The 21,907-nt window shown below is 60.5% G+C and carries 24 protein-coding genes; 5 read left to right on the top strand and 19 right to left on the bottom strand.

Features of this window, described 5'->3' with window-relative positions; all coding sequences use genetic code 11:
- Positions 1 to 28: 28 nt before the first annotated feature.
- The 13 genes from tolB to IB266_RS10415 all read right to left on the bottom strand — a co-directional run bounded on the left by tolB (position 29) and on the right by IB266_RS10415 (position 10,833).
- On the bottom strand, positions 29 to 1,309 hold the full coding sequence (gene tolB / locus IB266_RS10475; RefSeq protein WP_192261269.1) for a Tol-Pal system beta propeller repeat protein TolB: 1,281 nt from the start codon (positions 1,307 to 1,309) through the stop codon (positions 29 to 31).
- 17 nt (positions 1,310 to 1,326) lie between these two features.
- Positions 1,327 to 2,406, bottom strand: coding sequence for a cell envelope integrity protein TolA (tolA, locus tag IB266_RS10470; RefSeq protein WP_192261151.1), 1,080 nt, complete (start codon positions 2,404 to 2,406; stop codon positions 1,327 to 1,329).
- Entirely contained in the window at positions 2,406 to 2,858 is a 453-nt protein-coding gene (gene tolR / locus IB266_RS10465) for a protein TolR (protein WP_162277330.1), read from the bottom strand. The genes tolA and tolR overlap by 1 nt, the downstream gene beginning before the upstream one ends.
- A 23-nt stretch (positions 2,859 to 2,881) precedes the next feature.
- On the bottom strand, positions 2,882 to 3,577 hold the full coding sequence (gene tolQ / locus IB266_RS10460; RefSeq protein ID WP_014339916.1) for a protein TolQ: 696 nt from the start codon (positions 3,575 to 3,577) through the stop codon (positions 2,882 to 2,884).
- Positions 3,567 to 4,034, bottom strand: coding sequence for a tol-pal system-associated acyl-CoA thioesterase (gene ybgC, locus IB266_RS10455; RefSeq protein WP_003205037.1), 468 nt, complete (start codon positions 4,032 to 4,034; stop codon positions 3,567 to 3,569). Before ybgC ends, tolQ begins: the two co-directional genes overlap by 11 nt.
- Before the next feature lie 127 nt (positions 4,035 to 4,161).
- Complete coding sequence (gene ruvB, locus IB266_RS10450) at positions 4,162 to 5,223, bottom strand: Holliday junction branch migration DNA helicase RuvB (RefSeq protein WP_003178599.1); 1,062 nt, start codon at positions 5,221 to 5,223, stop codon at positions 4,162 to 4,164.
- Positions 5,224 to 5,832 (bottom strand): Holliday junction branch migration protein RuvA, encoded by a 609-nt coding sequence (gene ruvA, locus IB266_RS10445; RefSeq protein ID WP_053124616.1) that lies wholly within the window; start codon positions 5,830 to 5,832, stop codon positions 5,224 to 5,226.
- 114 nt (positions 5,833 to 5,946) lie between these two features.
- On the bottom strand, positions 5,947 to 6,471 hold the full coding sequence (gene ruvC, locus IB266_RS10440; protein ID WP_014339919.1) for a crossover junction endodeoxyribonuclease RuvC: 525 nt from the start codon (positions 6,469 to 6,471) through the stop codon (positions 5,947 to 5,949).
- Positions 6,472 to 6,623: 152 nt separating this feature from the next.
- Entirely contained in the window at positions 6,624 to 7,370 is a 747-nt protein-coding gene (locus tag IB266_RS10435) for a YebC/PmpR family DNA-binding transcriptional regulator (RefSeq protein ID WP_192261150.1), read from the bottom strand.
- A 120-nt stretch (positions 7,371 to 7,490) separates the two neighbouring features.
- A complete protein-coding gene (gene aspS / locus IB266_RS10430; RefSeq protein ID WP_060740899.1) occupies positions 7,491 to 9,266 on the bottom strand; it encodes an aspartate--tRNA ligase in 1,776 nt (591 codons plus the stop codon).
- A 75-nt stretch (positions 9,267 to 9,341) separates the two neighbouring features.
- Positions 9,342 to 9,563, bottom strand: coding sequence for an FmdB family zinc ribbon protein (locus tag IB266_RS10425; RefSeq protein ID WP_003178589.1), 222 nt, complete (start codon positions 9,561 to 9,563; stop codon positions 9,342 to 9,344).
- Positions 9,564 to 9,792: 229 nt separating this feature from the next.
- Complete coding sequence (locus IB266_RS10420; protein WP_192261149.1) at positions 9,793 to 10,134, bottom strand: ribbon-helix-helix domain-containing protein; 342 nt, start codon at positions 10,132 to 10,134, stop codon at positions 9,793 to 9,795.
- A 228-nt stretch (positions 10,135 to 10,362) separates the two neighbouring features.
- Positions 10,363 to 10,833 (bottom strand): Dps family protein, encoded by a 471-nt coding sequence (locus IB266_RS10415; protein WP_060740897.1) that lies wholly within the window; start codon positions 10,831 to 10,833, stop codon positions 10,363 to 10,365.
- Positions 10,834 to 11,230: 397 nt separating this feature from the next.
- Between IB266_RS10415 and IB266_RS30970 the strand changes: the two genes are divergently transcribed.
- Complete coding sequence (locus IB266_RS30970) at positions 11,231 to 11,836, top strand: cold-shock protein (protein WP_003205048.1); 606 nt, start codon at positions 11,231 to 11,233, stop codon at positions 11,834 to 11,836.
- 77 nt (positions 11,837 to 11,913) lie between these two features.
- Here IB266_RS30970 and IB266_RS10405 read toward each other — a convergent pair whose 3' ends face one another.
- Together IB266_RS10405 and IB266_RS10400 are read right to left on the bottom strand one after the other, a co-directional pair.
- On the bottom strand, positions 11,914 to 12,120 hold the full coding sequence (locus tag IB266_RS10405) for a SlyX family protein (protein ID WP_060740896.1): 207 nt from the start codon (positions 12,118 to 12,120) through the stop codon (positions 11,914 to 11,916).
- 3 nt (positions 12,121 to 12,123) lie between these two features.
- Positions 12,124 to 12,549: an HIT domain-containing protein gene (locus tag IB266_RS10400; RefSeq protein ID WP_186706359.1), complete on the bottom strand. Its 426-nt coding sequence runs from the start codon at positions 12,547 to 12,549 to the stop codon at positions 12,124 to 12,126.
- A gap of 881 nt (positions 12,550 to 13,430) precedes the next feature.
- On the opposite strand from IB266_RS10400, the gene IB266_RS10395 reads away from it, so the two are divergent.
- Positions 13,431 to 14,759: an OprD family porin gene (locus IB266_RS10395; protein WP_192261148.1), complete on the top strand. Its 1,329-nt coding sequence runs from the start codon at positions 13,431 to 13,433 to the stop codon at positions 14,757 to 14,759.
- A gap of 118 nt (positions 14,760 to 14,877) precedes the next feature.
- Here the strand turns inward: IB266_RS10395 and IB266_RS10390 are convergent, their stop codons facing one another.
- Together IB266_RS10390 and IB266_RS10385 are read right to left on the bottom strand one after the other, a co-directional pair.
- The gene (locus tag IB266_RS10390; RefSeq protein WP_072348934.1) at positions 14,878 to 15,720 is read right to left on the bottom strand and encodes a mechanosensitive ion channel family protein; all 843 of its coding nucleotides are present in this window, start codon (positions 15,718 to 15,720) and stop codon (positions 14,878 to 14,880) included.
- A gap of 146 nt (positions 15,721 to 15,866) precedes the next feature.
- Positions 15,867 to 16,352, bottom strand: coding sequence for a YajQ family cyclic di-GMP-binding protein (locus IB266_RS10385; RefSeq protein WP_060740892.1), 486 nt, complete (start codon positions 16,350 to 16,352; stop codon positions 15,867 to 15,869).
- Between the two features lie 142 nt (positions 16,353 to 16,494).
- Between IB266_RS10385 and IB266_RS10380 the strand changes: the two genes are divergently transcribed.
- From IB266_RS10380 to IB266_RS10370, 3 genes are read left to right on the top strand one after another with little or no spacing between them, the layout of a single operon-like run.
- Positions 16,495 to 17,412, top strand: coding sequence for a putative 2-dehydropantoate 2-reductase (locus tag IB266_RS10380; RefSeq protein ID WP_192261147.1), 918 nt, complete (start codon positions 16,495 to 16,497; stop codon positions 17,410 to 17,412).
- A gap of 46 nt (positions 17,413 to 17,458) precedes the next feature.
- Positions 17,459 to 19,495 carry a HAMP domain-containing sensor histidine kinase gene (locus tag IB266_RS10375; protein WP_192261146.1) on the top strand — a complete coding sequence of 679 codons (2,037 nt, stop codon included), beginning with the start codon at positions 17,459 to 17,461 and terminating at the stop codon, positions 19,493 to 19,495.
- Between the two features lie 2 nt (positions 19,496 to 19,497).
- The gene (locus tag IB266_RS10370; protein ID WP_192261145.1) at positions 19,498 to 20,079 is read left to right on the top strand and encodes a cob(I)yrinic acid a,c-diamide adenosyltransferase; all 582 of its coding nucleotides are present in this window, start codon (positions 19,498 to 19,500) and stop codon (positions 20,077 to 20,079) included.
- A 117-nt stretch (positions 20,080 to 20,196) separates the two neighbouring features.
- Here the strand turns inward: IB266_RS10370 and IB266_RS10365 are convergent, their stop codons facing one another.
- Together IB266_RS10365 and IB266_RS10360 are read right to left on the bottom strand one after the other, a co-directional pair.
- Positions 20,197 to 21,141 (bottom strand): Nudix family hydrolase, encoded by a 945-nt coding sequence (locus tag IB266_RS10365; protein ID WP_192261144.1) that lies wholly within the window; start codon positions 21,139 to 21,141, stop codon positions 20,197 to 20,199.
- Positions 21,138 to 21,770 (bottom strand): glutathione S-transferase family protein, encoded by a 633-nt coding sequence (locus IB266_RS10360; protein WP_092166394.1) that lies wholly within the window; start codon positions 21,768 to 21,770, stop codon positions 21,138 to 21,140. The genes IB266_RS10365 and IB266_RS10360 overlap by 4 nt, the downstream gene beginning before the upstream one ends.
- Between the last annotated feature and the right edge of the window lie 137 nt (positions 21,771 to 21,907).

Genomic DNA, 21,907 nt, shown 5'->3' with positions numbered 1-21,907 from the left:
TGTGTTAAGTAAAACGTATTGCGCCGCGTCAGTTCAGGTAAGGGGACCAGGACGGTTCTCTGACTTCGCCTTGAGCGGTAGGAAGCGGGAGCCTCACGCGTCCATTAATGGACACGAGCATCAAGACTCCCCGGCCCTGCTGGCGGGTGGCGTAGATTACCATGGTGCCGTTGGGCGCAACAGTAGGTGACTCGTCCAGAGTGCTATCAGTGAGGATTTTTACACTTCCGCGCTGCAAATCCTGGGCCGCCACCTTGAAATTGGTGAAACCGTCCTGGCGATGGATCATCACCAGGGTCTTTTCGTCCGCCGACAGTTTAGGGTTGGCATTGTAGTTACCGACGAAAGTCACGCGCTCGGCACCACCGCCACCGGCGCTGGTCTTGTAGATCTGAGGCTTGCCGCCACGGTCGGAGGTGAAGTAGATGGTCGAGCCATCCTTGCCCCAGAACGGTTCGGTGTTGATGCCCGGGCCGTTGGTGACACGGGAGATCGAGCGCGAAGCCAGGTTCATCACATAGATGTCCGGGTTACCGTCCTTGGACAGCACGAACGCCAGGCGCGAACCGTCCGGCGACCAGGCTGGTGCGCCGTTCAGGCCTTCGAAGTTAGTGATCTGCTCACGACGGCCGGTGTCGATGTGCTGCACGAAAATACGCGGACGCTTCTGCTCGAACGAGACATAGGCGATGCGCTTGCCATCGGGGGCGAAGCGCGGCGACAGGATCGGCTCGCGCGATTGCAGCAAGGTCACCGCACGCGCGCCGTCATAGTCGGAACGCTGCAGGGTGTAGCGGGTGTTGTTCTCGGAGAAACGCTCGGCCGTCACGTAGAGCATGCGAGTGGAGAACGCGCCCTTGATGCCGGTGAGTTTCTCGAACGACTGGTCGGCGATGTAGTGCGACATGTCGCGCAGTTGATCGACACTGCCCGACACGCTGCCGGTCAGCACTTGCTGCTCGGTGGCGACGTTGAACAGGGCGTACTGCACCTGCAGGCGACCGCCGGCCGGAACGATGCTGCCGACCATGATGTACTGGGCACCCAGGGCCTTCCAGTCACGGTAGATGACCTCGCTGGCCTGGGTTGGCAGGCTGATCATGTTCTGCTTCGGAATCGGCGCGTAGTAACCCGAGTTGCGCAGGTCGTTGCCGATGATTTCCGCCATGTCGTCCGGCAGGACGTTACCGCCCTGCCAGCCGAACGGTACGACGGCGATCGGGGTGGCCCGATCGGTGCCGCTGCTGATCAGGATGTTCTTTTCCTCTGCTACCGCTATCCCTGCCAGGCAGCAGATAACGACCAGCATTGATCGAAGAAGGTTTCTCACAAGCCTAAATCCTCAGGATTGAATGTCATCTTGAATGAACGATAAGGAGCAAAGTCACTAGGGCTCAAGCCCTGCATCTCCGTCAATCGCCCAATATTTTTCACGGCCGCTACCGCCGAAGCGTCAAAAGCAGCATCGCCACTGGACTTTGTGACCGAGGCACCCGTTACGGTACCGTCCGGCAACATATTGATCCGAAGCTCTACTTTCATGCCTTTGCGCGCCGAAGGCGGAAGATTCCAACCTTCCGAAACACGTAGCCTGATCAGGTCATCGAAATCACCTGCCACTTCGTCGCCAATCTCATCCGACTTGGTCGCCGCACGCTCCGGCTTATCCGAAAGCAACTCAGCCAGCGCCTGGGCCTTTTTGTCCTCAGCGGATTTACGCGCTGCATCCTGGGCCTTTTTCTTGGCGGCGTCGGCAGCGGCTTTCTTCTTCGCGTCCTCGGCGACTTTCTTTTTCGCCTCGTCAGCTTCAGCTTTTTTCTTGGCGTCTTCGGCCGCTTTTTTCTTGGCGTCCTCGACGATCTTTTTCTTCGCTTCTTCAGCGGCCGCTTTCTTGGCCTCTTCTTCAGCGGCTTTCTTGGCTTCTTCTTCGGCTTTCTTCTTGGCTATATCAGCCAATTGTTTCTCTTCTGCCTTTTTGGCCTCGGCGGTTTTCTTCGCTTCGTCGGCTTTCTTGGCCTCGTCAGCCTTTTTCGCCTCGTCCGCTTTCTTCGCCTCATCGGCCTTCTTGGCTTCCTCGGCCTTTTGAGCCGCGTCCTCTTTCTTTTGTTCCGCAGCCTTTATCGCTTCCTGCTCGACCTTCTTCTGTTCCAACTGCTCGACTTCAGTCTGGCGCGCGGCGGTTTTCTTCGCCTCACCCGCAATCTTCTGATTGGTCTGGGTGGTTGCCGGACTTTTCGATTTAAGCTGGTAAAGGGTCGCCTGAACGATCGGCTTGGCCGGTGGCAACTCCGGGGTCATGGCAAAACTGACGAACAGCATGCCGAACACCAGCACATGCAGGCCGATGGCCAGGACACTGGGCCAGAAGTAGCTTTCCGAGGCGGACGGCTCTCGCTGTTGCTGCATCAGGGGGCCTCGGTGATCAAGCCAACATTACCGACCCCGGCTTTCTGCAGGCCGCCCATGGCGCCCATCACGGCACCGTAGTCGACAGTCTTGTCGCCACGAATGAAGACCTGGGTGCGCTTGCCGTTACTGTTGCCGGCATTGATGATCTTGGTCACCGCATCGGTCATCTGCGGCAAGGTCATGGCCCGGTCCTGCTGCTTCTCGGTGTCCACTTCACTGCCAAGGTTCCAGTAGTAGGTCTTGTCAGCCTTGATCGAAATGGTCAGTACCTGGGTGTTGTTGTCCTGCGGCAAGGCTTCGCTGGAAACCTTGGGCAGATCGACCTTCACGCCCTGATTGAGCATGGGCGCGGTCACCATGAAGATGACCAGCAGCACCAACATCACGTCGATGTAGGGCACCACGTTCATCTCGGCGACCGGCTTGCGCTTTTTTCGGGCTCGAGCGATTAAAGCCATTGGGAAATACCTGCTTATTCTTCGCTGGTGTGCACTTTACGGTGCAGGATCGCCTGGAATTCATCGGCGAAGGTGTAGTAACGGCCAGTCAGCATCTCGCTGCGGGCAGCGAAGCGGTTGTAGGCGATAACGGCCGGAATGGCCGCGAACAGACCGATGGCGGTGGCGATCAGTGCCTCGGCGATGCCCGGGGCCACAGTGGCGAGGGTCGCTTGCTGCGCGGAAGCCAGGCCACGGAAGGAGTTCATGATCCCCCACACGGTACCGAACAGACCGATATACGGGCTGACCGAACCAACGGTGGCCAGGAACGACAGGCCCTGTTCGAGCTTTTCTTCCTCGCGGGAAATGGCGACGCGCATGGCACGGGCCACACCTTCCATCACCGCCTCAGGGTCGACGCCCGGCTGCTGGCGCAGGCGAGAGAACTCCTTGAAGCCGGCACGGAAGATTTGCTCGACGCCCGAGTCCGGGTCCGGGTTGCTGCCGGCCTGGCGATAGAGCTTGGACAGGTCGATGCCGGACCAGAAGCGCTCTTCGAAGCTCTCCAGGGCGCGACGACCGGCACGCAGCATGTTGCTGCGCTGAAAGATCATGATCCATGAGGTCACCGATGCGGCTACCAGGGTCAGCATTACCAGTTGCACCACGACGCTGGCATTGCTGACCAAGCTCCACATGGAGGAATGGTCGACGACGTTAGCTTCCACGCTTTATCTCCTGCTCTGAGTGTGTACCCGCGCCGCTCACGCCGGCAAAGGCCGCACGTAGAGCTTCGGGAATGGCCCGGGGTTTCAAACTATGGGTGCGCACACAGGCCACCAAAAACTGCCCTTCGCAGAGCAGCACGTTATCCGTAGCCCGCCTGACCTGCTGCTTGAAGCGCAGGCTGACACGGTTCAATTCGATGACATCGGCACTTACCACCAGTTCGTCGTCCAGTCGCGCCGGCGCGTGGTAACGCGCTTCGCTGGAATGCACGACGAATAACAGGTCCTCCCCTGCCAGCGCGGATTGGGCAAAACCCAGTTCCCGCAGCCGTTCGGTTCGAGCCCGTTCCATAAACTTGAGGTAATTGACGTAGTAGACGATGCCGCCGGCATCGGTGTCCTCGTAATAAACGCGACAGCGATGTGCGAACGACTCCAGCCCGTTTTGCGCGCGCATACTCTAGTGCTTACTCCTCAGGTTGCCAATCGGCCAGGCAACTGTTTTTTCATTCTCGAACGCATTGACGCTCCGGGCTTCGTCTGGGACAGCACGAACCGGAAAAAAGTCGGCGTACAGAGCTCGTTCAATCGTCCACGGCATCGAGGAATTCGTCTACCACCGGCATCTCGCCCATTCGTGTCGGGATGTTTAAGCCAAAGTGCAGATAAGCATGGCGGGTCACCACACGCCCACGAGGCGTGCGCATGATGTAGCCCTGTTGGATCAGGTACGGTTCCAGCACATCTTCAATGGTGTGACGCTCTTCGCTGATGGCCGCCGCCAGGCTGTCCACGCCCACCGGGCCACCGTCGAACTTCTCGATCATGGTCAGCAGCAGGCGCCGGTCCTGGTGGTCGAAACCACGCTCGTCGATGTCCAGCAGGTTCAGCGCCAGGTCGGCAATCGGCTTGGTGATGTGGCCCTTGGCCCGGACTTCGGCAAAATCCCGGACCCGGCGCAGCAAGCGGTTGGCGATCCGCGGCGTCCCCCGGGCACGCCGGGCGATCTCATAAGCACCGTCCGGGTCCAGTGGCAACCCGAGGATGCCCGCCGAGCGGCTGACAATCGTCGCCAGGTCGGCGTTGTTGTAGAACTCCAGGCGCTGGACGATACCGAAACGGTCCCGCAGCGGGTTGGTCAGCATGCCGGCACGAGTGGTGGCACCCACCAGGGTGAAGGGCGGCAGGTCCAGCTTGATGGAGCGCGCCGCCGGCCCTTCGCCAATCATGATGTCGAGCTGGAAATCTTCCATGGCCGGGTATAGCACTTCCTCGACGATCGGCGACAACCGATGGATTTCGTCGATAAAGAGTACGTCATGGGGCTCAAGGTTGGTCAGCAACGCCGCCAGGTCGCCCGGCCGTTCAAGCACCGGCCCCGACGTGCTCTTGATCGAGACCCCCATTTCCTGGGCAATGATGTTGGCCAGGGTGGTCTTGCCCAGGCCCGGCGGGCCGAAGATCAAGGTGTGGTCCAGCGACTCGCTGCGCCCACGGGCCGCCTGGATGAACAGCTCCATCTGCTCGCGCACGGTCGGTTGGCCGATGTAGTCGGCCAGGCTGACAGGACGAATCGCGCGGTCCTGGATTTCCTCGCGGTCACGGGGGGCGCCCGTGGCGGCGATCAGACGGTCAGCTTCAATCACTTAAATCATTCCCTTCAGGGCACGGCGAATCATGTCTTCGGTGCTCAGGCCTTTTTCCTTGATGGCGGAAATCGCCTTGCTGGCCTCCTGCGGCTTGTAGCCCAGGGAGATCAACGCGGTGACCGCATCGTTTTCGGCGCTGACCGCCGGCACCGGCGCGTCCGGCTGGTTCGGCACCAAGGCGAACATCGCCGGCACCGCCTCCCAGGCCTTGAAGCGGTCCTTGAGTTCGACCAACAGGCGCTCGGCGGTTTTCTTGCCCACCCCCGGCACCTTGGTCAGCGCCGAGGTGTCCTGGGACTGCACGCAGCGCACCAGTTCGTCGACTTCCAGGCTCGACATCAAGGCCAGGGCCAGTTTCGGGCCGACGCCATTAAGACGAATCAACTCGCGGAAGAAATCCCGCTCGCGCTTGCCGACGAAACCATAGAGTAACTGCGCATCCTCGCGCACGACCAAATGGGTGTGCAGGGTCAGCGGCTCGCCGACCGACGGCAAGCGATACAGCGTGGTCATGGGCACTTCCAGCTCATAACCCAGGCCATTTACATCCAGAATCAGGTGCGGCGGCTGTTTTTCAGCCAGGGTGCCGCGCAAGCGTCCAATCACGTTTCAGATCCTTGGGTGTTGGCCAACCCGCAGGCTGGCGAGTAACAGCCCGGGCAGGAAGGCCGACGACACAGGCGCAAGATGCTCGGGCTCACGAAGATTGCGCTGATGCTATCAGAGACGCAGGCGCCCGCCACGACTGCGTGCAGTCCCCAGGCCATGAGGCAGCAGACTGGAACGGGTATGGGCATGGCAAATGGCGATGGCCAGGGCGTCGGAGGCGTCGATTTGCGGCTTGCTGACCAACTTCAACAGGTGCATCACCATCATTTGCACCTGCTCCTTGTTCGCCGCCCCCGTGCCGACGACCGCCTGCTTGACCTGGGTCGCGGTGTACTCGGCGATCTCCAGGTTTTCCTCGGCGCCAGCCACGATGGCCGCACCCCGGGCCTGCCCCAGCTTCAGGGCCGAATCGGCGTTGCGCGCCATGAAGACCCGTTCGATGCCCATGGTCACCGGGCCGTAGGTCTGGATGACTTCGCGCACACCGCGATAAACGATCTGCAAGCGCTCATGCAGCTCACCCGCACCGGTGCGGATGCAACCAGAGGCGACGTACACGCAGCCGCGCCCGGTATCACGAACCACACCGTAGCCGGTGATGCGCGAACCTGGGTCGATACCAAGGATTAAAGTCATAGCGCCTGCGGTTTGAAGAGGATTTGACCAGACCTGTGGGAGCGAGCTTGCTTGCGATGGCGTCGGGTCAGCAAGCACAGTGTTGACTGAAGTATCGCTATCGCGAGCAAGCTCGCTCCCACATTGGCATTCGTGCAGTTAAATGGAAGCCATCAGCCCAGCTGTTCAGCCACCGACTCCGGAATATCGGCGTTGGAATAAACGTTCTGCACGTCATCCAGGTCTTCCAGCATGTCGATCAGCTTGAGCACCTTCTCGGCACCTTCCAGGTCCAGTTCGGCACTGGTAGTCGGCTGCATGACGATTTCCGCGTCGGCGGCCTTGAAACCGGCCGCCTCCAGGGCATTGCGCACGGCATAGAAGCTGGCGAACGACGTGAACACGTCGAACGAGCCGTCTTCATGGCTGACCACGTCATCGGCGTCGGCCTCCAGGGCCGCTTCCGTCAGGGCATCTTCATCGAGGCCCGGGGCGAAGCTGATTTGCCCCTTGCGCTCGAACAGATAGGCCACCGAGCCGTCGGTGCCCAGGTTGCCACCGCATTTGCTGAACGCGTGACGCACGGCGGCAGCGGTACGGTTGCGGTTGTCGGTCATGCATTCGACCATCACCGCCACGCCGCCCGGGCCATACCCTTCGTAGGTCAGTTCTTCGACGTTGTCAGCCTCGGTCGCACCCGCGCCACGGGCGATGGCCCGGTCGATGATGTCGCGGCTCATGTTGGCACCCAAGGCCTTGTCCAGGGCCAGGCGCAGACGCGGGTTGGAACCCGGATCGCCGCCACCCTGGCGGGCCGCGACCGTCAGCTCACGGATCCACTTGGTGAAGATCTTGCCTCTCTTGGCATCCTGACGTTCTTTGCGGTGCTTGATGTTCGCCCACTTGGAATGACCTGCCATAACTCGCTCCGTTTCTCTTTGGAACATTGCCCGCCCTGCGCGTGGGCAGTGGCCGGCAATCAGAAATATCGACCCCAATGAAAAGGCGCATCCGAAGATGCGCCCTCTCAGGTGCCAGCCTTACTCAGCCTTTGGCTGTTCACGCAGACGGATGTGCAACTCGCGCAACGCCTTGGCGTCCACCACGCCCGGGGCCTGGGTCATGACATCGGCCGCGCTCTGGGTTTTCGGGAACGCGATCACTTCACGGATCGACTGGGCGCCGGTCATCAGCATCACCAGGCGGTCCAGGCCGAAGGCCAGGCCACCATGGGGCGGTGCACCGTACTTCAGCGCGTCCAGCAGGAAGCCGAACTTCTCTTCCTGCTCGGCTTCGTTGATGCCCAGCAGGCGGAACACCGCCTGTTGCATTTCCTTGCGATGGATACGGATCGAACCGCCACCCAGCTCGGTACCGTTCAGGACCATGTCGTAGGCGCGCGACAGAGCGGTGGCCGGGTTGGCCTCCAGCTCTTGCGGCGAGCACTTCGGCGCGGTGAACGGGTGGTGCAGCGCGGAGAAGCTGCCGTCGTCGTTTTCTTCGAACATCGGGAAGTCAACGACCCACATCGGTGCCCACTCGCAAGTCAGCAGATTCAGGTCGTGGCCCAGCTTGATGCGCAGCGCGCCCAGGGCTTCGCTGACGATCTTGGCCTTGTCGGCGCCGAAGAACACGATGTCGCCGTCAACCGCACCCACGCGATCGAGGATCACATTGAGGTTGGCTTCCGGAATGTTTTTCACGATGGGCGATTGCAGGCCATCGACACCGGCGGCGCGCTCGTTGACCTTGATGTACGCCAGGCCCTTGGCACCGTAGATACCGACGAACTTGGTGTAATCGTCGATCTGCTTGCGCGGCATGCTGGCGCCGCCTGGAACACGCAGGGCCGCGATACGGCATTTCGGGTCGTTGGCCGGGCCGCTGAACACCTTGAACTCGACGTCCTTGAGCTGATCGGCCACGTCCACCAGTTCCAGCGGGTTACGCAGGTCCGGCTTGTCGGAACCGTAGCGGCGCATGGCCTCTTCGAAGGTCATGTGCGGGAACTCGCCGAATTCCAGACCCAACACTTCCTTGAACAGGTTGCGGATCATGCCTTCGGTCAGGCCCATGATGTCTTTTTCGTCGAGGAAGCTGGTCTCGATGTCGATCTGAGTGAACTCAGGCTGACGGTCGGCACGCAGGTCTTCGTCGCGGAAGCACTTGGCGATCTGGTAGTAGCGATCGAACCCGGCCACCATCAGCAGTTGCTTGAACAGCTGTGGCGACTGCGGCAGGGCGAAGAAGCTGCCGGGGTGGGTACGGCTCGGCACCAGGTAGTCGCGGGCGCCTTCCGGCGTGGCGCGGGTCAGGATCGGCGTCTCGACGTCGAGGAAGCCGTTTTCGTCCAGGTAACGACGGATGCTGGTGGTCATGCGCGAACGCAGGCGCAGCTTCTCGGCCATTTCCGGGCGACGCAGGTCGATGAAGCGGTAGCGCAGGCGTGTTTCCTCGCCCACGTCGGAGTATTCGTTGAGTGGGAACGGCGGGGTTTCCGACTCGTTGAGCACTTCCAGCTCGTAGCCCAGCACTTCGATCATGCCCGACGCCATGTTGGCGTTGCCGGCGCCGGCCGGGCGCAGGCGCACCTTGCCGGTGATCTTGACGACGTATTCGCTGCGCACGCGGTCGGCGGTGGCGAAGGTTTCAGCGCGGTCCGGATCGAACACCACCTGGGCCAGGCCTTCACGATCACGGATATCGAGGAAAATCACCCCGCCATGGTCACGGCGACGATGGACCCATCCGCAAAGAGTAACTTCCTGACCTTCCAGGCTTTCGTTCAGTTGGCCGCAATAATGGCTGCGCATCATGGTAGTGGTTTCACTTCTCGTAATTCGACATTCGGTTGGAGGCCCTGCCCGTGCAAGAACTCGCGCGTATTCAACTCAATCAGCTTTGTCGCCACCGGCCAGGTTCTTCTTGGCGCCGGTCTTGAAGTCGGTTTCATACCAGCCCGTGCCGCCAAGGCGGAAACCAGGCATGGAGAGCATCTTTTTCAGTTCCGGCGCCTGGCAGGCAGGGCAGTCGACCAGCGGTGCCGCGCTGATCTTTTGAATGGCTTCCATCTGATGACCACAGGAAGCACATTGATAGTCGTACATCGGCATGGGGTTGTCTCGGCGATCAGGTTACACGCGCAAAGGCGGGGCTTTGCGGCAAAGAGCGGGATTATATCCATTAAATGCGGCCTGTGCAGCCGTAAGACCGCACAGTCATCGCCGAGTAGATGCCGTGCAGGAGCTACGTAGGAGCTGACGAGTGCAACGAGGCTGCGATCTTGCCCCAGACACTTGAGTCTAAAGCGCAAGAGCAAAAGATCCCAGCCTTCGGCAGCGCCTACGCCGCACCATGATCCATCCCGGTGTCCTTCAAACTGTGCACCACGCAGACCACGCGCACCAGCCCGCTGAAATTGCGCACTCCGCCATGGCGCAGGTGCACTTCCCTGTCCACATGGGACAGCAACGTGCTGATGGAGCAGCGGTTGAGCTCGGCCATGTCACCGAGGATATCCCAATAGACCTGCTCCAACCGCAGACAGGTGGCGAACCCGTTCAGGCGAATGGATCGGGCCAAGGGCCGGGCCAGTTGCATATCGAACCCCCGGATGAACGGGTCGACGCTGATGGGCTGAAAACGCCCCAGTCGCCCTTCCCCGGGTTCTTTTCCTTGAATCATACCGTTGACACTCCTTTGCCATACGAGCCTCTGGGTTGGAACAACCCATCTGTGGCTCTATGGAAGCTCAACGGCATCGCCAGTTCCAGACGACTTTATGACCATGGACGTAGGACAAGCCAACAGCAGGCCGGCGACGAATTACGCCGTCCTACACCCAGCGTGCAGGCGATATCGCCCTTGTGGCGAGGGAGCTTGCTCCCGCGCCACGATACAACGCGAGCCCTATTAGTTTTCCAACAGCGCCCGCAACATCCACGCGGTCTTTTCGTGAACCTGCATGCGCTGGGTCAGCAGGTCGGCCGTGGGCTCGTCGCTGACCTTGTCCAATAAAGGAAAGATGCCACGGGCCGTACGCGTCACCGCTTCCTGGCCCTCGACCAGTTGCCGGATCATGTCTTCGGCAGCCGGCACGCCTTCCTCTTCCTTAATAGAGGACAGGCGTGCATACACCGAGTAGGCACCCGGGGCCGGGAAGCCAAGGGCGCGGATTCGCTCGGCAATCAGGTCCACCGCCAGGGCCAGCTCGTTGTATTGCTCCTCGAACATCAGGTGCAGGGTCCGAAACATCGGCCCTGTGACGTTCCAGTGGAAATTGTGGGTCTTGAGATACAGCACATAGGTATCCGACAGCAGGCGCGAAAGCCCGTCGACGATGGACTTGCGATCTTCTTCACTGATACCGATATCAATTGCCATGGGGGTTGATCTCCTTAAGGTGATGAATTCGACAACGGCCCTAACCACTCTAGTGGTTCTGGCCGCCTACGGCCTGCGACAGATTGCCAGCCCTGCAGAACCGACAAGCCAAGGCAGCCGACGGTTCCGACACCTGGGAAATTCAACGCCGCTTGCCTGGCGCATTCAAGCAGTCACGGGGCTTTTCTGGCCGACGAACAGCGCGGTGCACGCCCGTAACGGGTTTGAGAAGGCCCGAGCTTTGCTGTTAAATAGGCAGTGTGTCGCTACGCTTAATTTTCCCGGGCGTAGCGCATAGGCTGATTCGGATACGTGTCCAACGCCTCTCATTGTTTCGAAGCGAACCGTGCCCGACCCGCTCTTCCTTGTGATCTGTCTTAACCGTGAGCCAATCAAAATGTTGAAAATCGTCCACTTGCTAATGGGCGCAGCTGCCCTGCTGCTGTCCTTCATCCCTAGCCTGGGTTCCGAAGCCACACCTTACCTGCAACACCCCGATGCACTGTACCTGGCCTTTTTCGGCCTGCTCAACCTGACCCTTGCCCCCGTCATCCCTTACTGGAACAAAGGTCCACGTCACCAACTGCAAAACCTTGTCAGCGCCCTGCTGGTATTGGCCGTTGCCCTGCAAACCCTGGCCCTGCTGGCACCCATGCCGGAAATCGGCGGTCAACCGGCCATTCTGTTCAGCCTGGGCGCGGCACTGCTCGCCGTGGCACTGCACCTGGCCGTCAGCTTCTACAAGAAGTCGTCGCCGGCCGCCGCGGCGCAGAACTACGACATGTCCAACCGCGATACCGGCACGGTGAAGTGGTTCAACACGTCCAAAGGGTTCGGCTTCATTTCCCGCGACTCCGGCGATGACATTTTCGTGCATTTCCGGGCCATTCGTGGCGAAGGCCATCGCGTCCTGGTAGAAGGCCAGCGCGTGGAGTTCTCCGTGATGAATCGCGACAAGGGCCTGCAGGCCGAAGACGTGATCGCTGCGCTGCCGCGCCGCTGATCCAAGCGTAAAAAAACCGCGATGCAGCCTGGCTGCTCGCGGTTTTTTATTGCCCGTCAAACGGCAATCGGGCCGTATCAGTAGTGAGGGGGCGGCGCCTCTTCTTCGAACGATTCGAATTGACCCGCCATTTCTTCCTGGCGCTTGAGCAACGCCGCCATCTGCAGCTGCAGACGCTCGACAACCCGCTGCTGCGCCACCAGCACATCATTCAATGCCTGGATGGTGTCATCCTGAAACGCCAGGCGGCTTTCCAGATCGGTTACGCGTTCTTCAAGGTTCATGGTTCAGCCCTCCAGAAACTTGAAATCATCGGCCAGGGCCACTCGCAACCGTTCGCGAATGGCCGCGACCTGCCCTGCATTATAAGGCTGGGCCGGGTGTTTGCCCCAGACCGGCGCAGGCCAGGCGGCATCATCACGCTTGCGCACGATGACATGCATGTGCAATTGACTGACGACGTTACCTAAGGTTGCAACGTTCATCTTGTCGGCATCGAACGAATCCTTGAGGGTTTCGGCCAGCGCCGTGGTTTCTTTCCACAGCTGTAATTGATCGATGTCATCCAACTGAAACAATTCACTGATATTTTCTCGCCGCGGCACGAGGATGAACCACGGGTAATTGGCGTCGTTGGACAAGAGCAAACGGCACAACGGGAAATCGCCAATGGGCAATGTGTCTTGTTGCAGTCGTGGATCTAAGGCAAACACCGCGCGTACTCCTCGTTATCGATTCTGCCCGGCTCAGCGACCCGCGGGCCTGCATCGGGCACAGATGCGCAGCATACCCGCGAACGCCGGATCGATCACTGCGTACCGTCCCGATGTCCGCGCCTTCGAATTTTTTTCAACGCCGGAGCAGCAACCCGTGCAAGCGGACGCACCAACACAGCGCAGCGGCACGGCACAGTCCCGAGAGATCCGTGCCAGGGCCCAGGCAAAGCCTCGACGCTGTAAGATTTTCGTACAACCTGAAAATTTTTTGCACCAAAACAGCACAGTGCGTCTACGCTCAGTGCACAAAGCATCCGTGATTTACTCACTGGGCAGGGTGAACCGGTAACGTTTTTGGTTGTCTCGCCGAATTCATCGACGCCAAACACGGGAGCCCACACGAGTCAACCCTATTTAAAACAAGGCCTTTGGAGCCCGGTTTCATGAGGTTTCACCGCGTCAACCGATGAAATGTGAAAAAAATGTAAACGAAATTCGAGTTTGAGCATGCTTGTTGCATTCATACTCGCACTGTCCAAAGGGCTCGCCGGAAGCGGGACCCTGCCGACATACAAATTTAAAGTGGCAAGGCTGCCCACAGGAGCTTCAAGCGCGGTAATGACGGACTCTTTACACCGATGCCGGAAAGAAAAAACAACATTAAAGTTGTGAATACGGTTGCGTCGGAACAGCTGAAATGCGACATGGATCGAGCCATTGGCGACATGGTCGTAAAGAAGCTGAAAGGTTGAATGGGCAAGTATCGCCAAAGAATGTCGGCGTGATATAAGTTTGCGCCGACACAATAAAGAAAGAGCCGCCCAGATAATAAAACAGGTGGGACGGCAGTACTCTTAAAACCAAAGGAGCAAATCACGATGCGCGTGATGAAGTGGAGCATGATCGCACTGGCCGTTGCTGCAGCAGCCAGTACTCAAATGGCCTCGGCCGCACCTTTTGTAAGTGACCAAGCTGAAGCCAAAGGCTTTGTTGAAGATGCCAGCGCCAAACTGCTGCTGCGCAACTACTACTTCAACCGTGACCGCAAAGACGGCGCTACCGACCAGAAAGACTGGACCCAGGGTATCTGGGGTAACTTCAACTCCGGTTACACCCAAGGCACCGTAGGCGTCGGTATCGATGCATTCGGTTACCTGGCGGTCAAACTGGACGGCGGCGATGGCACTGGCGGCACCGGCAACATGAGCCGCGATGCCGATGGCGACGTCAACGACAGCCAAGGTAAAGCCGGCGCAGCCATCAAGTTCCGCGTCTCCAAGACCGAGCTGAAAATCGGCGACCAACAGCCAAGCACTGCTCCAGTGTTCGCTGTAGGTGGTTCCCGCGTCCTGCCTCAAACTGCCAGCGGTTTCCAACTGCAGAGCAGCGAAGTCAAAGACCTCGACCTCGAAGCCGGTCACTTCTACTCGGCGACCAGCCAGGACCGCAACGCCCGTAACGGCGGCCTGTTTGCAACCTACGCTGGCGTAGAAGCCAACACCATCGACTACGCTGGCGGCAAATACTCGTTCAGCGACAACCTGAGCGCATCGGTATACGGCGCCCAGTTGGAAGACATCTGGAACCAGTACTACGGTAACCTGAACTACACCATCCCAATGGGTGGCGATCAGTCGCTGAACCTGGACGGTAACATCTACCGCACCACCGACACCGGCAGCTCCAAGGCCGGCGACATCAGCAACACCGCGTTCTCCCTGGCAGCTGCTTTCTCGTTCCTGAAAGCGCACACCGTCACCGTTGCCTTCCAGAAAATCAACGGCGACACACCGTTCGACTACATTGGTGTGGGCACGAACAACCGTGGCGGCGACTCGATCTTCCTCGCCAACTCCATCCAGTACTCCGACTTCAACGCTCCTAACGAGAAATCTGCCCAGATCCGTTACGACATCAAGATGGCTGAGTACGGCGTTCCTGGTCTGAGCTTCATGACTCGTTACGTTAAAGGTTGGGACATCGACGGCACCAACACGCCTGCTGGCAGCCCTTACGCTGGCCTGTACGGTGAAGATGGCAAGCACAACGAAACCAACTTCGAAGCCAAGTACGTTGTTCAGTCTGGCCCGGCAAAAGATCTTTCCTTCCGTGTTCGTCAAGCTTGGCACTACGCTAACGCTGACGAAGGTGAAGGCGACGTCAAAGAGTTCCGCCTGATCGTCGACTACCCGATTTCGGTTCTGTAATTGCCGAAAGTCTGTTTGCGGTAATCAAAAAAAGGCCCATCTTCGGATGGGCCTTTTTTATTGGATCAACTTTTTACGCAAGGCCTGACTTGAAGGTCAGACAACAATCGATCGAGTATTACGCCGAGGTCGATTCCTGAACGACCCGAATCACGCGTTGTGGAAACGGAATATCAATGCCCGCGTCCTTCAAGCGATCCCGCGCTTGTTCATTGAGCATGAACATCACGCTCCAATAATCCGCGGTCTTCACCCAGATACGCAGCGACACCGTGATGGAACTGTCGCCCAAGGTGGAAATCACCGCTTCAGGTGCCGGATCCGCCAGCACACGCTCATCCTTAGCCAGCTCCAGCAACACTTCCCGGGCCTTTTGCAGGTCCGCCTGGTAATCCACGCCGACATCAAACACGACCTTGCGGGTCGGCTGGCGGTTGGTGTTGGTGATGATGCCGTTGGAGAGATTGCCGTTGGGCACGATGACGGTCTTGTTGTCACCGGTGCGCAACACGGTGTGGAAGATCTGGATGCTATCGACCGTACCGGCCACACCTTGGGCTTCGATCCAGTCACCGATGCGGAACGGGCGGAACAGCAGGATCAACACGCCACCGGCGAAGTTCGCCAGGCTGCCTTGCAGGGCCAGGCCAATCGCCAGGCCGGCGGCACCAATGGCGGCGACGAACGAAGTGGTTTCCACGCCGATCATCGAAGCGACGCTGACGATCAACAATATCTTCAGAATGATGTTGGCCAGGGTACTGATGAACCCTTGCAGCGCCAGGTCGGCGTTACGCAGGGCCAGCAGCGCACCCAGTTTCTGCGTCACTTTGTTGATCAACCACCAGCCGATGGCCAGGGTGATAACCGCCAGCAGCACGCGGCTGCCGTACTCCATGATCATGGGGATCCAGGTCTGGGAAGCCTTGACCAGGTTGTCCACTTCAGCATTCAAGTCCATCTCTCTCTCCTTATTCCTGTTGCTCGCGGCATTGTGGCGAGGGAGCTTGCTCCCGCTGGCTGCGTAGCAGCCCCTTATTAGGTGGGCGCTTCGCACCCAAGCGGGAGCAAGCTCCCTCGCCACAGGGTCTTAATACAACTGAAGTATCAGTCGCGGAAGTTATTGAATTGCAGGGGCATGCCGAATTCTTTGCCGCGCAAGGCCGCAATGGCTTCCTGCAAGTCGTCACGTTTCTTGCCGGTGACCCGCACCTGCTCGCCCTGGATGGCGGCTTGCACCTTGAGCTTGGCGTCCTTGATATGAGCGACGATCTTCTTCGCCAGCTCCTTGTCGATGCCTTCCTTGAGCACGGCCTCCTGCTTCATCAGCTTGCCCGAGGCATAGGCGTCCTTGACCTCGAGGCACTGCACATCGATCTTGCGCTTGACCAGTGCCAGCTTGAGGATCTCGATCATCGCCTCGAGCTGGAACTCGGCCTCGGCGGTCAGGTTCACGGTCAGGTCTTTTTCCTTGAACTCGAAACTGCCCTTGCCCTTGAGGTCATAACGACGGTCGAGTTCCTTGACGGCGTTTTCAACCGCGTTGGTGACTTCGTGTTTGTCCAGTTCGGATACCACGTCGAATGACGGCATGTAGTGTTCTCCAAATAAAAAGGCGCGCCAGTATCAACGGCGCGCGCTTGGCTTGTGGTTAAAATCGGGCTCATTATAACGGCTCTTTTCCTGCCGACACTGCGAGCCCTCAGATGCCTGCGCCAATCCGAGTAAAAAACTGATGTCGACCACCTGGCATGTCCTCGGGGCCGGCAGTCTCGGCACGTTGTGGGCCACGCGCCTGGCCCGGGCCGGGTTGCCGGTGCGGCTGGTGCTGCGCAACGAAGCGCGCCTGCAAGCCTACCGCGGCGCCGCAGGCCTGACGCTGGTGGAACAAGGCCAGGCGCAGTGCTACCCGGTGCCGGGCGAAACGGCGGACAGCCCGGAGCCGATCAGGCGCCTGCTGCTGGCTTGCAAGGCCTACGACGCGGAAGCGGCGGTGACGTCGGTGGCCCATCGCCTGGGCGCCGAATCGGAACTGATCCTGTTGCAGAACGGCCTCGGCAGCCAGGACGCAGTGGCCAATTGTGTGCCCCAGGCTCGTTGCATCAGCGCCTCCAGCACCGAAGGCGCGTTCCGCGACGGTGACTGGCGCGTCGTGTTCGCCGGCCACGGCTACACCTGGTTGGGCGACCCGGCCCACCCGGTGGCGCCGTTCTGGTTGGACGACCTGGCCGCCGCCGGCATCCCCCACGAATGGAGCGCCGACATCCTCACCCGCCTCTGGCGCAAGCTGGCACTCAACTGTGCAATCAATCCACTGACCGTGCTGCATCACTGCAAGAACGGCGGCCTGCTGGAACACCACTGCGAAGTGGCGACCCTGTGCGCGGAGCTCACGGATCTGCTCGAACGGTGCGGCCAGCCCGCGGCGGCCGAGGATTTGCAGCCGGAGGTCGAACGGGTGATCCAGGCCACGGCCGCCAATTACTCCTCGATGTACCAGGATGTGGCCAATCGGCGTCGTACCGAAATCAGCTATTTGCTCGGTTACGCCTGCAAGGTTGCCCAGCGCCATGAGTTGACCGTGCCGCACCTGGAACAACTGCGCCAGCGACTGATTGCCCACTTGGACAACCTCGGATTGCCCAGCGACTGAGCAGCGGCTACGCTGGCCCTCGTGTTCCTTCTTAGCGACGAGTCTGATGCCATTGCGCCAGCGCCTTGAAAACCTCCCGGTCGGCCAGAAACTGCTGGCCGCCCTGCTGGTGTTGTTGACCACTGTCCTGCTGGTGGCCAACCTGACCTTTATCAGCGCCGCCTACTACATCTCCCAGGAAAGCATGGCGCCCCAGGCCCTGCAGACCATTGGCCGACTGATCGCCAACCCGAGCCTGATCTCTGACGCCCTGCAATCGCCACAAAGTGCCCAGCGCCTGCTCGACGAGCTCAACAGCTACGCACCGCTGCGGGCGGCGGCGTTGTACGACGGCCAGGGCGATCGTCTGGCACAGCTGCAACAGGGCGAAAAGCTCAAGCTACCGGACCATTTCCGCAACATACAAGCCTGGCAAGCGGGCGAGTTCCGCAGCAACCAGGTCATTACCCTGCCCCGCCCCGGCACGACGCCTGGCCATCTATTGCTGGTGGCCAGCAGCGAATTGCCGACTGCGTTCTATACCGGCACCCTGACCGCCAGCCTCGGCATCCTGATTTTCAGCGTGTTGCTGTGGCTGATCATTGCCCAACAGATCAAACGCCTGATCACCCAGCCAATTCATCAACTCGAAGAACTGTCGCGCCAGGTCACCCGGGAGGAGAACTATGCCCTGCGCGCCGCACGGGGCAACCACGATGAGATCGGCAGCCTGGCCGAGGCATTCAATACCATGCTCTCGCGAATCGAAGCCCGGGAGCAGCAACTCAAGCGCGCGCGGGACGACTCCCAGGCCGCCTACGACCAGGCCCAGGGCCTGGCGGAAGAGACCCGGCATACCAATCGCAAGTTGGAGCTGGAAGTCCAGGTGCGCAGCAAGATCGAGAAAAAACTCACGGGCTTCCAGAATTACCTCAACAGCATCATCGACTCCATGCCGTCGGCCCTGATCGCCCTCGACGAGCAACTCTACGTCACCCAATGGAACCAGGAAGCCAGCGCCCTCTCCGGCACACGACTGGACGAGGCCCTGAACCAACCGATCTTCCTCGCCTTCGAACCGCTCAAGCCGTACCTGCCCCAGCTCAAGCAGACCGTCGAGCAACATACGGTGGCCAAGATCGAACGCGTCACCTGGACCAAGGACGACGAGGCCCGGCATTACGCCCTGACGTTCTATCCGCTGATGGGCGGCGCCGGGCGAGGCGTGGTGATCCGCATCGACGACATCACCCAGCGCCTGTCGCTGGAGGAAATGATGGTGCAATCGGAAAAAATGCTCTCGGTCGGCGGCCTCGCGGCGGGCATGGCCCATGAGATCAACAACCCGCTTGGGGCGATCCTGCACAACGTGCAGAACATCCGCCGTCGCCTGTCACCGGAACTGCCCAAGAACCTTGAACAGGCCGAACAATTGGGTATCGAGTTGCAGGAGGTCAATCGTTACCTCCAGGGCCGGGAAATCCCACAATTGCTCGACGGCATCCAGCAGGCCGGCGCCCGGGCGGCGAAAATCGTCACCCACATGCTCAGCTTCAGCCGACGCAGCACGCGGCAGATGGCGCCCTGCGACCTGCCGGCGCTGATCGACCAGGCGGTGGAAATCGCCGGTAATGACTTCGACCTGGCGATCGGCTTCGACTTCAAGGGCCAGGCGATCATCCGTCAGTTCGACCCGAACCTGGGCCCGGTGCCCGGCACGGCCAACGAACTGGAACAGGTGCTGCTCAACCTGCTGAAAAACGCCGCCCAGGCGATCCACCAACGCCAGGACGACAGCGAACCCGGGCGCATTATCCTGCGTACGCGGTTGAATCCGCCGTGGGCGGAAATCCAGGTCGAGGACAATGGCATCGGCATGAGCGAGAACGTGCGCAAGCGCACCTTCGAACCCTTCTTCACCACCAAGGAGATCGGCCAGGGCACAGGCCTTGGGCTGTCGGTCTCGTATTTCATCATCACCAACAACCACAAGGGCCAGATGGAAGTGCAGTCGGCGCCAGGCCAAGGCACCTGCTTCACCTTGCGCCTGCCCCTGACGGGCCCCTCGATGGTGGCGCAGGAAAACAAACCACTGGAGCGTTGAGCATGGGTTTCCGCTTGTCGAAGATTTACACCCGCACCGGCGACAAAGGTGAAACCGGGTTGGGCGATGGTCGCCGCGTGGCAAAGGACCATCCACGGGTCGAGGCCATCGGCGAAGTGGACACGCTGAACAGTCAGTTGGGCTTGTTGCTGGCCGGGCTCGCCGCCGAAACGGCCCGGTACCCGGCGCTGAAGGAAATCAGCGAAGTGCTGGGGCCTTGTCAGCATCGATTGTTCGACCTGGGCGGTGAGCTGGCGATGCCGGCTTACCAAGCCTTGAACGTGGCGGAAATCGAGCGGCTGGAAGCGGCGATCGATGTGTGGAACGAGGAATTGGGGCCACTGGAAAACTTCATCCTGCCCGGTGGCTCGACGCTGATCGCCCAGGCCCACGTCTGTCGCAGCCTGGCCCGCAGCGCCGAGCGGCGTTGCCAGCAATTGAACGCGGTGGAGCCGCTGGCGGGGCCGGGGTTGGCCTACATCAATCGGTTGTCGGATCTGTTGTTCGTGGCGGCGCGGGTCATTGCCCGGCGGCAAGGAGTGGCGGAGGTGCTTTGGGAAGCGGCGGCCAAGCCTGGGGGCTGAATCGTTCTTGAGGCCGCCATCGCGAGCAAGCTCGCTCCCACACGGGATCTTCGGCGCTCACAGAATCCCTGTGGGAGCGAGCTTGCTCGCGATGGCATCAGCAGCCACACCACAGAATCATGCCTCAGGCCAAAACGCTCGAATCCCCGCCACACCCTGGGCCCCAGCTTCCCAGGCTTTTTGCCGCTCGCCAGGCCCGACCCCGCCCAACAGATAGACCGGCCGGTCGAAGCCATCGATCAACCGCGCCGCCTCTGCCCAACCCAACGGCTGTGCATCGGGATGGGTCTGGGTCGGCTGCACCGGCGAAAGCGTGACGAAGTCCACGTCCATTCGCTGTGCCAGGGACAGCTCCTCGGCGTTATGGCAGGAAGCCGCCAGCCAGCGGTCCTTGCCGAACGGTCGACCGGCCGCGGCATGCTTGCGCAGTTGCGCGGCGGTAATGTGCCAGCCAGCGGAAGGAAAATCCCCCAGCCACTCGAACGGCCCCTTGAGCATCAGTTGGGCCTTGCCGGCACACAACCCCGCCGCATCCACCGCCAGGTCGCGGTATTGCGGATCGTAGCCGTTGGGCGCGCGTAGCTGGACCAACTTGATCCCGCCGGCAATCGCCTTCTGCATGCCGCGCAGCAAGGCCGGCGTCTCAAGGCCTTCCGGGGTGATCAGGTATTCACCCGGCAAACGGGCCGCCGCGACGATGGGCTGATTGGCCGCCGGGAACTCATGGTTCGTCAGGTCGCGGGCCGTCACCCAGGCCAACGGCTGCCCTTCGGCGCCATGGGGCTCGCCGGTGAACGCCGAGACTTCCCAGACATCCAGCAACACCTGCTTGTCTGGGTAATCGTGACGCACCTTGATCAACGGCCGGGCGGCGTCGACGACAATGCCCAGCTCTTCGTGAAGTTCACGGGCCAGGGCGGTTTCGACGGATTCGCCGGCCTCGACCTTGCCGCCAGGAAACTCCCACAGGCCACCCTGGTGCTGGGTGTCAGCCCGTCGGGCGATCAGGATTTTGCCGGCGGCATCGCGGATGACCGCTGCCGCCACATGGACTCGTTTCACCGCGCAGTGTCCTCCAGGCCAGCCTGTTGCCACGCCTTGAACGCTGGCCATTGATATAGGGTTTCGACGTAGGCCTCATCGACCTCGGACAGTTTCACCTGATAAGTGCGCAAGCGCACGGCAACAGGGGCAAAAAACGCGTCGGCCAGGCTGACGCGGCCAAACAGGTAGGGACCGGCCTCGGTCGCCGCGGCACGGCATTCGGCCCACAGCGCCAGCATCCGCTCGATTTCCACTTGGACATCGGCCGGCATGGGCGACAGCGGTGCATCGCGCAGCAGGTCGAACGGCATGTGGCTGCGGATGGCGAAAAACCCGCTGTGCATTTGCGCACAGGCCGAGCGTGCCTGGGCCCGGGCGGCCACATCCTTGGGCCAGAGACCGGCCTGCGGGAACTGTTCGGCCAGGTACTCGGCAATCGCCAGGGAATCAGCGATCACGCCGAATTCGGTCTTGAGCAACGGGACCTTGGCCGTGGCCGAATACTTGAGCAGCTTTTCGCGGGTGTCGGGCTGGTCGAGCCTGACCAGCTCTTCGGTGTACTTCGCGCCGGTCAGCGCCAGGGCGAGCGCGCCGCGCAGGGACCAGGAAGAAATGCGTTGGTCGCCAATGATCAGGTGCAGGCTCATGTCTGGATTCCTTTCTTGTGATTTTGTAGGGGCTGTACTGGCGCCATCGCGAGCAAGCTCGCTCCCACAGGGTATTGCCCGCAAATCCCTGTGGGAGCGAGCTTGCTCGCGATGGCAGCAACTCGGTCCCGAACCGG

This window comes from Pseudomonas sp. Pdm06 (genome assembly GCF_014851795.1).
Classification (GTDB): domain Bacteria; phylum Pseudomonadota; class Gammaproteobacteria; order Pseudomonadales; family Pseudomonadaceae; genus Aquipseudomonas; species Aquipseudomonas fluorescens_AA.
The sequence above is the reverse complement of the archived record's forward strand: the minus strand, read 5'-3'. Positions and strand labels throughout refer to the sequence as shown.